The 14,814-nt window shown below is 63.7% G+C and carries 14 protein-coding genes; 5 read left to right on the plus strand and 9 right to left on the minus strand.

From position 1 onward, the window contains the following. The first annotated feature begins 12 nt into the window (after positions 1 to 12). Together deoC and FD715_RS10670 are read left to right on the plus strand one after the other, a co-directional pair. Positions 13 to 1,011: a deoxyribose-phosphate aldolase gene (deoC, locus tag FD715_RS10665; protein ID WP_147109378.1), complete on the plus strand. Its 999-nt coding sequence runs from the start codon at positions 13 to 15 to the stop codon at positions 1,009 to 1,011. Positions 1,012 to 1,075: 64 nt separating this feature from the next. Then, on the plus strand, positions 1,076 to 3,418 hold the full coding sequence (locus FD715_RS10670) for an aldehyde dehydrogenase family protein (protein ID WP_147109380.1): 2,343 nt from the start codon (positions 1,076 to 1,078) through the stop codon (positions 3,416 to 3,418). 102 nt (positions 3,419 to 3,520) lie between these two features. On the opposite strand, the gene FD715_RS10675 is transcribed toward FD715_RS10670, so the two are convergent. The 7 genes from FD715_RS10675 to FD715_RS10705 form a co-directional block, all read right to left on the minus strand. After that, positions 3,521 to 4,840 (minus strand): pitrilysin family protein, encoded by a 1,320-nt coding sequence (locus FD715_RS10675; RefSeq protein WP_147109383.1) that lies wholly within the window; start codon positions 4,838 to 4,840, stop codon positions 3,521 to 3,523. Continuing rightward, entirely contained in the window at positions 4,840 to 6,186 is a 1,347-nt protein-coding gene (locus FD715_RS10680; RefSeq protein WP_147109386.1) for a pitrilysin family protein, read from the minus strand. The genes FD715_RS10675 and FD715_RS10680 overlap by 1 nt, the downstream gene beginning before the upstream one ends. Before the next feature lie 95 nt (positions 6,187 to 6,281). Beyond that, complete coding sequence (locus FD715_RS10685) at positions 6,282 to 6,794, minus strand: DUF3035 domain-containing protein (protein ID WP_147109389.1); 513 nt, start codon at positions 6,792 to 6,794, stop codon at positions 6,282 to 6,284. 49 nt (positions 6,795 to 6,843) lie between these two features. After that, entirely contained in the window at positions 6,844 to 7,320 is a 477-nt protein-coding gene (gene lspA, locus FD715_RS10690; RefSeq protein WP_147109392.1) for a signal peptidase II, read from the minus strand. Between the two features lie 7 nt (positions 7,321 to 7,327). Then, complete coding sequence (gene purH / locus FD715_RS10695; RefSeq protein ID WP_147109395.1) at positions 7,328 to 8,911, minus strand: bifunctional phosphoribosylaminoimidazolecarboxamide formyltransferase/IMP cyclohydrolase; 1,584 nt, start codon at positions 8,909 to 8,911, stop codon at positions 7,328 to 7,330. Positions 8,912 to 8,926: 15 nt separating this feature from the next. Continuing rightward, positions 8,927 to 10,672, minus strand: a complete 1,746-nt coding sequence (locus FD715_RS10700) for a heparinase II/III family protein (protein ID WP_147109398.1) — start codon at positions 10,670 to 10,672, stop codon at positions 8,927 to 8,929. A gap of 73 nt (positions 10,673 to 10,745) precedes the next feature. Continuing rightward, on the minus strand, positions 10,746 to 12,017 hold the full coding sequence (locus FD715_RS10705) for an RsmB/NOP family class I SAM-dependent RNA methyltransferase (RefSeq protein ID WP_147109401.1): 1,272 nt from the start codon (positions 12,015 to 12,017) through the stop codon (positions 10,746 to 10,748). A gap of 86 nt (positions 12,018 to 12,103) precedes the next feature. On the opposite strand from FD715_RS10705, the gene FD715_RS10710 reads away from it, so the two are divergent. After that, complete coding sequence (locus FD715_RS10710) at positions 12,104 to 12,295, plus strand: DUF1674 domain-containing protein (protein WP_147109403.1); 192 nt, start codon at positions 12,104 to 12,106, stop codon at positions 12,293 to 12,295. 3 nt (positions 12,296 to 12,298) lie between these two features. On the opposite strand, the gene FD715_RS10715 is transcribed toward FD715_RS10710, so the two are convergent. After that, positions 12,299 to 12,649 (minus strand): dihydrodipicolinate reductase, encoded by a 351-nt coding sequence (locus FD715_RS10715; RefSeq protein WP_370455387.1) that lies wholly within the window; start codon positions 12,647 to 12,649, stop codon positions 12,299 to 12,301. Positions 12,650 to 12,753: 104 nt separating this feature from the next. Further along, positions 12,754 to 13,569, minus strand: coding sequence for a 4-hydroxy-tetrahydrodipicolinate reductase (gene dapB / locus FD715_RS10720; RefSeq protein ID WP_147109409.1), 816 nt, complete (start codon positions 13,567 to 13,569; stop codon positions 12,754 to 12,756). 87 nt (positions 13,570 to 13,656) lie between these two features. Between dapB and rbfA the strand changes: the two genes are divergently transcribed. Together rbfA and FD715_RS10730 are read left to right on the plus strand one after the other, a co-directional pair. Beyond that, positions 13,657 to 14,052, plus strand: coding sequence for a 30S ribosome-binding factor RbfA (rbfA, locus tag FD715_RS10725; RefSeq protein WP_039685418.1), 396 nt, complete (start codon positions 13,657 to 13,659; stop codon positions 14,050 to 14,052). After that, positions 14,049 to 14,786 (plus strand): phosphodiester glycosidase family protein, encoded by a 738-nt coding sequence (locus FD715_RS10730; protein ID WP_147109412.1) that lies wholly within the window; start codon positions 14,049 to 14,051, stop codon positions 14,784 to 14,786. Before rbfA ends, FD715_RS10730 begins: the two co-directional genes overlap by 4 nt. The last annotated feature ends 28 nt before the right edge of the window (positions 14,787 to 14,814 follow it).

Consider the following 14,814-nt stretch of genomic DNA (forward strand, 5'->3'; position numbering starts at 1 on the left):
AGGATCCCGAACATGCAGACCACGACCACCGCCGCCAAGACGACAAAAACGCAATTGCCGCAGGTCACCGAACCTCGCAATCCGGGCACGAAACTTGACCTGGATTGGATCGCACGGGTGCAGGCCAACACCTCGGCCATCGAACGGCGGTGTGCGACCCTGCCGGGGCGCAGGTCGATCAAGAAGGACCACCAGGCGGCGTGGCTGCTCAAGGCGATCAGCTGCATCGACCTGACCACGCTGTCCGGCGACGACACGGAACGGCGGGTGCACCGGCTCTGCGCGAAGGCGCGCCAACCGGTCCGGGCCGAGATGCTGGACGCCCTTGGACTGCCCGGCCTGACGACAGGCGCCGTGTGCGTCTATCACGAAATGATCCCGGCCGCAGTGTCGGCGCTCAAGGGTTCCGGCATCCCAGTCGCGGCGGTCTCGACCGGGTTCCCTGCCGGCCTGTCCCCCTTCCACCTGCGCATCCAGGAGATCCGCGAAAGCGTCGCGGTGGGCGCCGAGGAAATCGACATCGTCATCTCGCGCCGCCATGTGCTCAGCGGCAACTGGCAAGCGCTCTACGATGAGATGGCGGAAATGCGCGAGGCGTGCGGCGAAGCGCATGTCAAAGCGATCCTTGCCACGGGAGAGCTGGGCAGCCTGCGCAATGTCGCCCGCGCCTCTCTGGTCTGCATGATGGCGGGTGCTGACTTCATCAAGACATCAACCGGCAAGGAAAGCGTGAACGCGACCCTGCCCGTCACGCTGGTGATGATCCGCGCCATCCGCGACTATTTCGAACACACCTGCCACCGGGTCGGTTACAAACCTGCGGGTGGGATTTCCAAGGCGAAGGACGCGCTTGTTTACCTGGCGTTGATCAAGGAAGAGCTGGGGGACCGCTGGCTGCAACCCGACCTGTTCCGGTTCGGTGCCTCATCGCTGCTCGGCGACATCGAACGGCAGTTGGAGCATCACCTGACCGGCGCCTATTCCGCGGGTTACCGCCACGCGATAGGCTGAGGTTACCCACGGGTAACCCACTGATCCAAAACGTTAAAATACGGTTAACAAAAGGGCGAAGCCAATGACCGTCAAAGAGATTTTCGAAACCATGGACTACGGCACCGCACCCGAGGCCGCAGGCGATGCGCTGGCATGGATCGTGGACCAGGGTGCGCGGTTCGGTCACTTCATCAACGGGCAGTTCACCGATCACACGGACGGCTTTGACAGCAAGAACCCCGCTACGGGCGAAGTGCTCGCAAACCTGTCGCAAGCCACCCAGGCCGACGTCGACGCCGCCGTCAAAGCCGCCCGCGTCGCCCAGCCCAAATGGGCCAAATCCGGCGGCCACGCCCGCGCCCGCGTTCTTTACGCCATTGCCCGGCTCTTGCAGAAACACAGCCGCCTTTTTGCCGTGCTCGAAACCCTCGACAACGGCAAGCCCATCCGCGAGAGCCGCGATATCGACATCCCACTTGCCCAGCGTCACTTCTACTATCACGCAGGCATGGCGCAGCTCATGGACGCGGAACTGCCGGATCGCGAGGCGCTGGGTGTTTGCGGGCAGATCATCCCGTGGAACTTCCCGCTCTTGATGCTGGCGTGGAAGATCGCCCCCGCCCTCGCCATGGGCAACACCGTGGTGCTGAAACCTGCGGAATACACGTCGCTGACCGCCCTGCTGTTTGCCGACATCTGCCGCCAGGCGGGTGTGCCCAAGGGGGTCGTGAACATCGTCACCGGCGATGGCGCAGTCGGCGAGATGATCGTGAACGCGGACGTCGACAAGATCGCCTTCACCGGCTCGACCGCCGTGGGCCGCCGCATCCGCGAAGCGACAGCGGGCACCGGAAAGGCGCTGACGCTGGAACTGGGCGGCAAGTCCCCGTACATCGTCTTTGACGACGCCGACCTCGACAGCGCGGTCGAAGGGCTGGTGGACGCCATCTGGTTCAACCAGGGCCAGGTCTGTTGTGCGGGCTCGCGCCTTCTGGTGCACGAACCGGTGGCCGACGCCTTCTATACCAAGCTGCGCGCGCGCATGGACAAGCTGCGTATCGGGGACCCACTGGACAAGTCCATCGACGTGGGCGCAGTCGTCGATCCCGTACAACTCGACACGATCACGAAGATGGTCAGCGACAATACCGCGGGCGACACATATCAGGCGCAGGCCGCCCTGCCTGCGCAGGGCTGCTACTATTCACCAACGCTTATCACGGGCCTTAACACCGCCGACCCACTGATGCAGGAGGAGATCTTTGGCCCCGTCCTCGTCTCCACCACTTTCCGCACCCCGGCAGAGGCGGTCGAACTGGCCAACAACACCCGCTACGGACTGGCAGCAACACTCTGGACGGAGAACGTGAACCTCGCCCTTGATGTGGCGCCCAAACTGGCGGCAGGCGTCGTCTGGGTGAACGCCACCAACCTCTTTGATGCCGCCGCCGGGTTTGGCGGCGTGCGCGAAAGCGGGTTCGGTCGCGAAGGCGGGTGGGAAGGGCTGCGCGCGTACACCAAGCCCAAAGGCGCGATCAAGGCGCTCAAGCCGATCCCGGCCTTCACCGGGGATGACGCCCCTACCGACCCGCTGGACCGCACGGCAAAGCTGTATATCGGCGGCAAGCAGGCGCGACCGGACAGCGGGTATTCCCGCAATGTCTACGGCAAGAGCGGCGCGCTTCTCGGCCAAACCAGCCTTTCCAACCGCAAGGACGTGCGCAACGCCGTGGAAGCGGCCGCAGCAGCCAAAGGCTGGGCTAAGACCACCGGCCATTTGCGCGCGCAAATCCTCTACTATATCGCCGAAAACCTTGCCGCGCGCGCCGCCGAATTCGCAAACCGCCTGGACACACTCCAGGGTGGACGCACAGGCGAAAAGGAGGTGGAGGCCACCATCCAACGCCTCTTTACCTATGCCGCCTGGGCGGACAAATACGACGGCGCGGCGAAGGGCGTGCCGATCCTTGGCGTGGCGCTGGCGATGAACGAACCCACCGGCATCATTGCGGGGCTCTGCCCGGATGAGGCGCCGCTGCTGGGCCTCGTCTCACTGATGGCGCCCGCCATTGCCATGGGCAACCGCGTGGTGTTGGCCGCCTCACAGCCCTTCCCGCTGGCCGCGACGGATTTCTACCAGGTGCTGGAAACCTCTGACGTGCCAGCCGGTGTCGTCAACATTCTGACCGGCGACCACAAGGACATCGCCCCGCACATGGCCAAGCACCTGAACGTCGATGCCGTCTGGTCCTTCTCCGGCAGCGATCTCTCAGCCACCATCGAACGCGAAGCCGCGGGCAACCTCAAACGCACCTGGGTCAACCACGGCAAGGCACGTAACTGGATGGGACCGGAGGGCGAGGGCAAATCCTTCCTGCAAGCCGCCACAGAGGTCAAAACCATCTGGATCCCCTACGGCGAATAGCGCCACGGGGTTCATCTTCCCTGTTTCAAAAAATCCTCGGGGGAGCTCGAGGGGGCAGACAGCCCCCTCGTCAGAAAAAATGGATCGCGCGTGCGCCAGCACTCAATTGGCGACGGTGCTTTCCAGGCCCTCGGGCTGTCCAACCACGACGAAATGCAGGCCCTCTGGATCCAGCAATTGAGCCGCAACGCGTTGCACATCCTCCATCGTCACCGCCTCGACCTTGTCGTTGCGGGTGGCGATATAGTCGATGGGCAGGCCCAGCATCTGCATCCCCACCATGATGCGGGCAATCTGGGCATTTCCATCAAAGCGCAAGGGATAGGCACCGGTGACATACCGCTTGGCCGCCTCGAGCTCTTCTTCTGTCACGCCCTCGGCGGCTGCGCGCGCCCACTCATCACGGATGACTGACACGGCCTCCGCCACGGTCTCGTTCGATGACGCAACCTGCCCCTGCAGGGTGGCCGCATGGTCCATTGGCACGAGGAAGGAATAGACGCCGTATGTCAGGCCGCGCTTTTCACGCACCTCTGTCATAAGGCGGCTCTCAAACCCACCCGCACCGAGCACCTGGTTCAGAACGCGGGCGGCGAAGAAATCCGGGTCGTCCTGCTCGATCCCCGCCTGGCCGAAAATGGCCACGGATTGCGGCGTATCGAAGGGCACGACGGTTGTCCCGCCTTCGATCAGGATCTCTGCGGGCCCCGGTTGCGGTGCGCCTTGCTCCGGCAACGCGCCCAGAAGGTCGTCGAGCAGCGCGCCAAGCTCTTCCGGCGTGATGTCACCGACGGCACCGACATAGAGGCGGTCCTTGGCAAACACCGCCCGGTGCGCGTCCACCATGTCCTCACGCGTCAACACCTCGACGCTTTCGAGCGTACCGCGGTAGTTCGTGGCATAGGGGTGATCGCCGTAGGCCATCTTGTCAAAGGCGGCGCGGGCAATCTCGTCCGGGTCGGTGCTGTCCGACCGCAGCCCCGTCAGCACCTGGCCGCGCACGCGGTCGAGCGCCACCTGATCAAAGGTCGGCTCCAGGATCGAGGTGCGCAGCAATTCCACAGCGTCGTCGCGGTTTTCGGTCAGGAAACGGGCCGACACCGACAGGGCATCGTCACTCACATCATAGTCAAACGAGGCGGCCAGCGATTCCAGCGCGCGGGCGAAACCACGGGCGTCCAGATCCGCGGCCCCTTCTTCCAAAAGACCGGTCATCAGGTTGGTGGCCCCGCGCTTGCCCGGTGCATCAAGCGATGCGCCTCCGCGAAAGCGCAATTCCAGCGCCATGAAGGGGATCGAGGGCTCTTCGACCAGCCAGGCAGTGATGCCGCCGGGGCTGGTCACCTCGGTGATCTCAACCTCGGCCCGCGCGGGCAGGGTGGCAAAGAGTGTAATGGTCAGGGCGGCAATCAGGCGCAGCATCAGTTCACCTCCTCGGTCAGCGGGCGGGTCAGCCAGCCGGTGACGGACGCATTCCGGTCAAAAACCATGCGGGCGGCCTCCATGATATCGTCTTCGGTCACGGCCTGCAGGATGTCGGGCCACGCCTGCACATCCTCGACACTCAGGCCGACAGAGAGCGCAACGCCATAGCGCCGTGCGATGCCATCGACGTTGTCGCGCTCGTAAATCTGACTGGCGCGCAGCTGGTACTTGATCCGCTCCAACTGCTCGGGGTCCACGCCGTCCTGCAGAAACTGCGCCAGCGTCTCGTCCATGGCGGCCTCGGCCTCGTCCAGGCTGACACCTGGCACGGGCACGATCACCACGTCAAACGTCGTGTCATCGAGCGACGTGCCCCGATAAAATGCCCCGGAAAATACGGCCTTTTGCTGCTCGAACTGCAGCTTTTCGGTCATGTAACTCGTCTGCCCTCCGCCAAGCACTTCGGCCAGCAGGGTCAGGGCGGCTGCGGTCTCCTGATCACCGGGATCACGCTCGGGCGCCAGATAGGACCGGCTCACATACTCTTGGGCCACCCGTGCATCGCGGAACACGAGGCGCCGTTCCACATTCTGCGGCGGCTCTTCGACCCGGTCACGTTCGACAACATCCGGGCTTGCGGGGATCACACCGTAATACTTGTCTGCAAGGGTCCGAACCTCTTCCGGCGTCACATCGCCGGAGACAACGAGAATTGCGTTGTTGGGGTAGTAATGCGTGTCGTAAAAATCGCGCAGGTCCTGCATGCTCAGCTCTTCCATCTCGTGCCGCCAGCCGATGATGGGAATGCCGTAGCGGTGGTTGACGTACTGCGCCGCGTTCATCTGCTCGGACAACAGCGCGCGCGGGTTGCTGTCGGTCCGTTGGTTGCGCTCTTCCAGGATCACGCCGCGTTCGGCGCGCACATTTTCGTCCGTGAAGTTGATGTTGCGCATGCGGTCCGCCTCCATGCGCATCATCAACTCAAGCCGGTCGGCCGCAACGCGCTGGAAATAGGCGGTGTAATCGTAGCTGGTGAAGGCATTGTCGCGTCCGCCATTGGCCGCGACCGTGGACGAGAACTCGCCATCGGCCAACGTATCCGTCGCCTTGAACATCAGATGCTCAAGAAAATGTGCGACGCCCGACGCCCCGGCAGGTTCATCAGCCGAACCGGCCTTGTACCACACCATGTGCTGCAACACCGGTGCGCGGTTGTCCTCGACCACCACGACCTGCATGCCGTTGTCGAGCGTGAAAGTGGTCACCGCGTCATCCGCTGCGTGCAAGGCAAACGGGGAAACGGTCAGGGCAAGACCCGCAAGGGCGGCGCGCAATCGGGACATAGAACGAGAACCTCGGGCAATTTTCATTACGCAAGACATACGGCCACCGCACAGCGGATCAAGGAGAACTGGCAGCTTTGTGAGCGGCCCGGCGCTTAACGACGGCCGCCCCGCGGCGGTGCCAGGGGTGTCGGCACACCGGCCCGCTGGAACTGTTCAGCCGTCCGGACCGGGTCAAGCGCCTGGCGACGATAGGCCTGATTGTAGACGTCCTCGCGCACGATCCGGATCTGGGTCAGGCGGGATTGGCGCTGACGGAAGTCTGCGTCGGCAGCAGCCAGAGTGGCCCGGATATTGGCGTCACGCCCGAATCGGCTGGCGTGGTTGACCAGTGCACCGTCCGAGCCGGGGACGGCCGCATTGGGCGACGACCGTTGACCGCCAAGCGCTGCGACGCTGTCTTCCAGGGGGCGCTGGTCGGTGCGGTTGAACCCGCCGGGCGTGGGTTGCGGCAGGGCCGAGAAACTGTCGGGCTGCTCGAGCGGCTTGGCCGGCACCACGATAAACTCGTCCGGTCCGTCGCTGCGCGACGTCACCTGGCGCAGGCCCTGGTTCGAGCAAGCGGCCAAAAAGGTCACAGCAATCATGGCACATGCGATCAGCCGCATCGGAAGTCTCCCATTTCTCGCCTGCAATATCGCAGCTTCGCCCCTGTTGTCACGCGCCCTTTTTCTGCGCGGTCCCTTCCTGTCCAAAGAAGACAAGGCCGATGGCACCCGCAAAGATAAAGATGTCAGCCACATTGAAAACAAACGGATTGTTGATCCCGCAGCACGACATGTTCAGGAAATCGAGGACGAAGCCATACAGCAAACGGTCAAACACATTGGCCAGCGCCCCACCGATCAACAAACCGGCACTGGCATAGGCCAACCGCCCCTGCGGATGCTTCCACACCCACCACAACACCCCGATGCAGATCACGAGTGCGACGGCAATCAAGGCCCAGACGCTGACACCGTCCCCGAACAGACCAAAGTTGATCCCACGGTTTTCGCCATAGCGAAAGTTCAATAGCGGCGGAAAAACGTCGATGGGATTGAACTGCGACACGCCCAGCACGTGGATCACCCAGTATTTCGACGCCTGGTCGAGCAAAAAGGCGATGGCCGCAGAGATCCAGAGGAGTTTCATTCAGCGCTTAATGCCGGAAATGCCGCATGCCCGTAAAGACCATGGCAAGCCCCGCCTCGTCAGCGGCGGCAATCACCTCATCATCGCGCATGGATCCGCCGGGTTGGATGACGGCGGTCGCCCCCGCTTCCGCCGCAGCCAGCAGGCCGTCGGCAAAGGGGAAGAACGCATCCGACGCCACAACCGAGCCCTTGGCCGTCGTCTCGGACAGCCCCAAATCAGCAGCCATCCGCCCCGCCTTGGTCGCTGCGATGGTCGAACTGTCCAACCGGCTCATCTGCCCTGCACCCACGCCCACGGTCGCGCCGTCCTTGACGTAGATGATGGCGTTCGACTTCACATGCTTGGCCACCGTCCAGGCAAAAAGCATGTCGCTCATCTCTTGCTCGCTCGGCTGGCGTTTGGTCACGACCTTCAGATCATCGCGGGTGATCCGGCCAACATCCTTGTCCTGCACCAGAAAGCCACCAGACACCTGCTTGATCGCCAAACCAGCAGCCGACGCATCCGCCAACCCATCCGTTGTCAGCAGCCTCAGGTTCTTCTTCTCTTTAAAAATACGGACAGCACCGTCGCTGGCACCGGGCGCAATCACCACTTCGGTGAAAATTCTAGTGATCTCACGCGCTGTGTCCTCGTCCAGCTCATGGTTCAGCGCGATAATCCCGCCAAAGGCCGACGTGCGGTCACAATCAAACGCACGGGTGTAGGCTTCTTTCAGCGTCGCACCCGTCGCCACACCACAGGGGTTAGCGTGCTTGATGATGGCGCAAGCCGGGCCTTGCCCCGCAAACTCGCTCACCAATTCGAACGCTGCATCCGTGTCATTGATGTTGTTGTAAGACAGCTCCTTGCCCTGATGCTGGGTCGCCGTCGCGACGCCCGGACGGGCCGAGCCGTCGGTATAGAACGCCGCTGCCTGATGCGGGTTCTCTCCGTAGCGCAGGGTCTGCGCCACTTGCCCGCCGAAGGTCCGGCGGCGGGGCGTCTCGCCCACTTGCGCCGCCATCCACGTGCTGACAGCGGTGTCGTAGGCGGCGGTACGGGCATAGGCCGTCTGCGCCAAACGCTGACGCAGTGCATAGGTGGTCTGCCCACCATTTGCTGCCATTTCGGCCAGCACGACGTCATAGTCCTCGACATCGACCACGATATTCACGAACCCATGGTTCTTTGCCGCCGATCGGATCATGGCCGGGCCGCCTATGTCGATATTCTCGATCACCTCGGCATATTCCGCACCCTTGGCCACCGTTTCCTCGAACGGGTAGAGGTTCACCACAACCAGATCGATGGCACCAATCCCGTGCGCGTCCATCGACGCCACGTGATCGTCATTGTCCCGCAGCGCCAGCAGGCCCCCATGCACCACCGGGTGTAGCGTCTTGACCCGGCCATCCATCATCTCGGGAAAGCCCGTGACCTCGCTCACATCCTTCACGCTCAGCCCCGCGTCCCGCAGCGTCCGCGCCGTCCCGCCCGTGCTCAGCAACGCGACCCCGTGACCGGCCAAAGCGGTCGCAAACTCGACCAGCCCGGTCTTGTCGGAAACGGAAATCAGCGCGCGGCGGACGGGGTAGAGGTCGGTCATAGGGGCAGCAATCCTTCAGTCATAGACCTCGCCCGGCTCATCCCGATTGAGGTCGCGGATGCCCATGGCAGTTTCCTGCGCCTTGGACAAGGACCAGCGCACGCGGGTCGCGAAAGTCATGGCCCGTCCCGACAGCACGATCTGCTGGCTGGCACGCGGCTTCAGCCGCCCGGTCTCAAGGTAGACACTCGGCTCCAGCGACAGGTTTTGCGTCCCGTCATGGCGAAACACCCAAAGCTCCCCGCTCTTGAGCGCCATCGACACGGCAGAGCCGCCCATGTCCAGTTCGGCATTCACCTCCGGGTGCAGGTGAAAACGGATATCAAAAGGAATGCCTGCCAGTTTCTTGGCGTCCATCACCTTGTCAAACAACCGTTTTTCAGCGTCTTCCAGAGCCAGCAACATGTCCTCACCCGCCATCCCGCGCCCGTCAAAGGTCAGCTCCAACTGCCGCGCGTGCGTTAGCCCATGGGTGCGCACATAACCATTGTGCCCGCCCTGAAAGCGCAACCCGTCGGAAGCATGATTGATCTCAATCGGGACATGGGTGGGCGCGTCGATCAGCGTTTCGCGGGCGGTCGCGCGGTCCGCATCGCCCAGCCGCGCACTGGAATAGCCGTCGACGGTCAGCGCCGAATGCGACGGTGTGGCGCGGCCCGCGCGGCGCCAATCCGCCCCGAAACTGGCCCCCGAGCCGCAATTCACGATCAGCGGACGGCGGCCCGACGTGACCTCAAAGGCGAGGGTCGAAGCGTGGGCATTATACCCCGCCTCCGGCTTCGGCGGGGTCGACGCATCAATGATCACGCTCGTGCGCCCGGAACTCAGGCGCGCATAGCCCATCGACAAGCCATCCGGCTGGCGCGTCTTCACCTCACACGCGGCCAAGGCGTGATCAAGCCACCCCTCCTGCCCGCGCCCCCCGCCATGGAACCGCGCAAGGCCACCATCAGAATGGCGCAAAGTGCGCAAGGTCGGCGCAATCCGTTCAATGGCCGCCGTATGGGCCTCGGGCACAGGTTTCCCCGCCTCTTCCAGAGCCGCCGCCGCCCAAGTCAAAAGGGTAAACACATCCAGCAATTCTTCGGGATTGCGCGTCGGCAACCCGCCCTGCTGGTCAATCTGGTCCTCACATTCCTTGGCCAACGCCGCGACCGCAGGTGGGGCCAGTTCCTCCATCCCCTCCAGCGACGCACCCGCATAGATCAGACCGGTCAGCGCCTCGAACCGGGGGAGACCGGGTGCCGCCGCATGCCAGCGTTTAGACAAAAACCGCGTTTGCTGCGCCAAACTGCGATAAAACGCATCGGACGCGGGCGCCTCCTGCCCCCGCAGCAGGAAAATCGCGTGGTTGATCCAACGGATCAGCCGCCGACCGGTCAAGTCGGGCGTCCAACCCGGACCACCGCCACGACCATACCGCGCGATCCATGCCCAAAGCCACTCCTGCGCCAGCGCGCGGGTCGACGGATCGCCAACGGCGGCAAGATCGTCCAGCCAGGCAAAGCCATGGATCTCGTTCAAATACGCCCGATCCGGGGCGCTGACCTGCCAAACGGGCGTGCCCTTCGCCTCGATCAGCGCACCCGCAAATAGATAGTTCCCCGCCACCAACTGCCGCCCTTTGGCAAAGCTGCCAATCGTCCGGGGCTCGGGCGAGGATATAAAGGCCGTAACGGCCTTGGCCTGTGTGGCACGGCGTGCGTGCCAACGGTTCAGGAACCGTGATTTTCGTGCGGTCAAACCGCTCAGGGTGGACATGCTCTCTGCCTCGACGCGTCTACGGCGTTTTGCGCAGTACTCTAGCGGTTGCCGCGCTGCGAGTCACGCAATGTCAGCCCACCTTGCGCAGGCAAATGACATAGAAGCCGTCCATGCCGCCCTTGTCCGCCCAATGATCAGGCCGCAGGCGCAGCCCGCCCTCTTCGGTGATCCACGCTGGATCAATACCGGGCTGGTTGAGCGCCGCACGATCCACGGTGAGCGACGGATGCCGCTCAAACGCCTCTTCGGCCTGCACTTCGCCCTCATCCGGCAGCAGCGAACAGGTACAAAACACCATGCGCCCTCCCGGTTTCAACAGCGTCACGGCGTGGTCAATCATCCGCGCCTGCAACTCGATCAGACCACCAAACTCCGACCCATCCTTGGCAAAGGGCAGATCCGGGTGCCGCCGGATCGTCCCCGTCGCAGAACAGGGCGCATCGAGCAGGATCGCATCATACTGCCCCATGACCTCAAAGGCGTCCGACACCAGCGTCGTGGCCTCCAGCTTGGTGCGGATCAGGTTCTGCTTCACCCGCTCCATCCGCCCTTCGGAGACATCAACGGCAGTCACATCCGCCCCGGTCGCCGCCAGTTGCAACGTCTTGCCACCCGGCGCCGCGCACAGGTCCAAAACCGCCTCACCCTTTTGCGCATTCAGCACACGGGCAGGCATCGCAGCAGCCGCATCCTGCACCCACCAATCACCGGCTGTGTACCCAGGCAATGCCGACACCTGCCCCGCGTCCGCCAAACGCACAGACCCGGTCGGCAAAACCTCTCCACCAGTTGCTGCCGCCACCGCGTCAGCATCCGCCTTGCAACTCAAATCCAACGGCGCACCCGCAAAATGCGCCGCCTCCATCACCAGCACGGCCTCGCCGCCCCAGGCATCAACCAAAGGTCCCCGCAACCACTTGGGCAGGCGCGGCACGCGCAAAGTGGGCCATTGCTCCGGCCCCTTGTCCGCCACCTTGCGCAGCACGGCATTGGTCAGGCCCTTCAGGTGGCCATACCGCTTATGCCGCGACACGATGTTCACCATCGAATTCACGACCCCATGCGCGGCCTCTCCAGCGCACAGCTCAACCGTGCCCACACGCAACGCATTGCGCACGGTCAGCGGCGGGTATTTCTGCAAGTGCTTCTGCAAAATGCGGTCTGCCCGCTCCATCCCGCGCAGGGTCTCGGTCGCCAGCCGCTGCGCCCGGGCGCGGTCCGCAGGTTCCAACCGGTCCAGCGCCCCCGCACCGATCAATTCCGGCAGCAACTTGCCCTCGCCAATGATCTGATCCAGCAGGTAGATCGCGCTGCGCCGCGCGGGCAATCCCGTATCGCTCATGTCTCGTTCCGGTCGTTCCTGTCGCACCCGCTTGCCGGGGCCAAGGCCGGGCGTATATCAAGGGACATCGCCAAGAGGAACCCACGATGTCCGACGATCAGCAGCCCGAACAGCCCAAGGACCTGCCCCCCGCCGCCCAACGCGCACTGGCAGAGGCCGAGGAACGGCGCAAAGCCGCCAAGGCGCTGGAGCTGCCCACGGAACTGGGGGGCCGCGAGGGGCCGGAACCCGTGCGCTTCGGCGATTGGGAGAAAAAAGGGATCGCTGTCGACTTCTAGCGCCTAGCGCAGCCGGAACATCGCACTGTCACCGGCACCACGATCCGACGTGAATTTAATCCGACCATCGGCGGTGGCCTGCACTTCCTGGCAATTGTAGCCCAGCGGATCGCCGCCCCAGAACAGGTCACGGCAGAAATAGCCGTTCTGCCAAGACCATGTGCCCTCGACATCCCAGCGGGCGCCGCGTCCGGCGATCTTGCCATCAGGCGTCACGTTCAAGCGCACAAAGGGGCGCGTCAGTGTCTTGCCATTGACCAGCTGCACAAATCGGCTCTGATCATCAACCTTGACCAGTTCGGCCAAAGCCGGTCCAGCAGACAAAGCCGCAGCGGCGGCAAACATCATCATCATACGCATAGCAGCAAACCCGTCACGCAGTGGCAAGAATACCAAGACTACGGGGGACAGCGGCGTTTGGTTCACTCGAACCGGTGTTTAGAGAAACAAAGTGGCGCTTATCCGCCCAACCCCAGAACATCGAGCATGTCATACTGCCCCGGCGCCTTGTCCTGCGCCCAAAGCGCGGCCTTCAGCGCACCCTTGGCAAACAGCGCCCGGTCCGTCGCCATATGCTTGAGGGTGATGCGCTCGCCCGCGCCAGCAAAGATCACCTCATGCTCGCCCACGATGTCGCCACCACGAATGACGGCAAATCCGATGTCGCCACGATTGCGCGCACCCGTGATCCCATCACGCGCCGCATCACGCACCTTGGCCAGATCCACACCGCGCCCCTCGGCCGCCGCTTCACCCAGCATCAGCGCCGTGCCTGAGGGCGCATCGACCTTGTGATGGTGATGGGCCTCGACGACTTCGATGTCGAAATCCTCGTCCAGCGCCGCCGACACCTGCTTCACAAGTTGGGTCAGCAAATTGACCCCAAGGCTCATGTTGCCCGCCCGCACAATGGGGCTGTGGCGTGACGCAGGTTCCAACCGCGCGATCTGCTCGTCACTCATGCCAGTGGTGCCGATAATATGCGCCGCGCGCGCCTGAGCGGCGATGCCAGACAAAGCAATCGTCGCCTCGGGCGCGGTAAAGTCGATCACCGCCTGCGCCTGCGCCATCGGCTCCAGCGGATCGTCATAGACGGATACGCCCAACGCCACACCCCCCATAGCCTCGCCCACATCGCGACCGATCCAGTCATGGCCTTCACGCTCCAGCGCGCCGACCAGCCGCATCTTGTCACTCTCCAACACCGACCTGATCAGCATCTGGCCCATACGGCCCGACGCCCCTGCAATCACGATCCCCGGCAATTCAGACATGTCCCTCACCCCTTTTGGCGACTTCCCGCCTCCCTAGCCTGCCGCGCGCCGCTTGGCAAAGGGCAGTGGAGGGCGTAGACCGACCCTATGGCAAAGAACAAGTTTCACGACGGCCCCGGCCCCTCCCAGCGTCAGCTTCGCGTGGGCGAGTTGATCCGCCGGACATTGTCCGAGGTGCTGGCGCGCGGCGACGTGCATGACCCCGACCTCAACCGCATGTCGATCACCGTGGGAGAAGTCCGGACGTCGCCAGACCTCAAGGTCGCCACGGCCTATGTCCTGCCCTTGGGCGGTCAGGGGCAAGAGGACGTGCTCAAGCTGCTGGCCCGCAACAAGGGCGAGCTGCGGCGGGCGGTGTCGAAGAAACTGACCCTCAAATTCGCCCCCGACCTGCGCTTCCAACTGGACGAGACATTCGACCGGATGGACGACACGCGGCGCATGCTGAACCAGGACGCCGTGCGGCGGGATATCCAGGAATGATCCGAGCGGCAGCGCTCTTCTTGCTGATGTGGACGCTGCCCGCCTGGGCCGTGACCTGCGAAAACATCCGCTACAAAGACAACCGCTACACAATCTGCACCGTCGATCCGGCAACCGAAGAACTCCGGCTGTTCCTCAACGACGATACCGGCGCGCCCTATGGCCAATTCAGCGCCGTGGACGATGCACTCGCAACCGAGGGCAAGATGCTCAGCTTCGCCATGAACGCGGGCATGTACCACGAAGACCGCGCGCCTGTCGGCCACTACGTCGAAGACGGGGAAGAGATCATGCGCGTGATCTCGAACCCCGGCCCCGGCAATTTCGGGCTCTTGCCCAACGGCATCCTCTGCCTGCGCCCGGGCCGCGCGGACGTATTCGAAACGCTCGATTTCGTGGACCGCGCGCCCGACTGCACCTTCGCCACCCAATCCGGCCCCATGCTGGTGATCGACGGCGCGTTGCACCCGCGCTTCCTGCCCGACAGCACCTCCCGCTACATCCGCAACGGGGTCGGCACCTCCGCCGACGGAACCAAGGCGATCTTCGCGATCTCGAACAACGCCGTTACCTTCCACGAGTTCGGCAGCCTCTTCCGCGACGCGCTGAACATGCCCAACGCCCTGTTCTTCGACGGGAACATCTCGCGCCTCTACGCGCCGCAGATGAGCCGCGACGACTTCGGCTTTGCCCTCGGCCCCATCATCGGAACAGTTGTGCCCGCCGCGCGTTAGTCACCGTGCTGAACTGACCAAGGCGCCC

Source organism: Tateyamaria sp. syn59 (assembly GCF_007995245.1).
In the GTDB taxonomy this organism is placed as follows: domain Bacteria; phylum Pseudomonadota; class Alphaproteobacteria; order Rhodobacterales; family Rhodobacteraceae; genus Tateyamaria.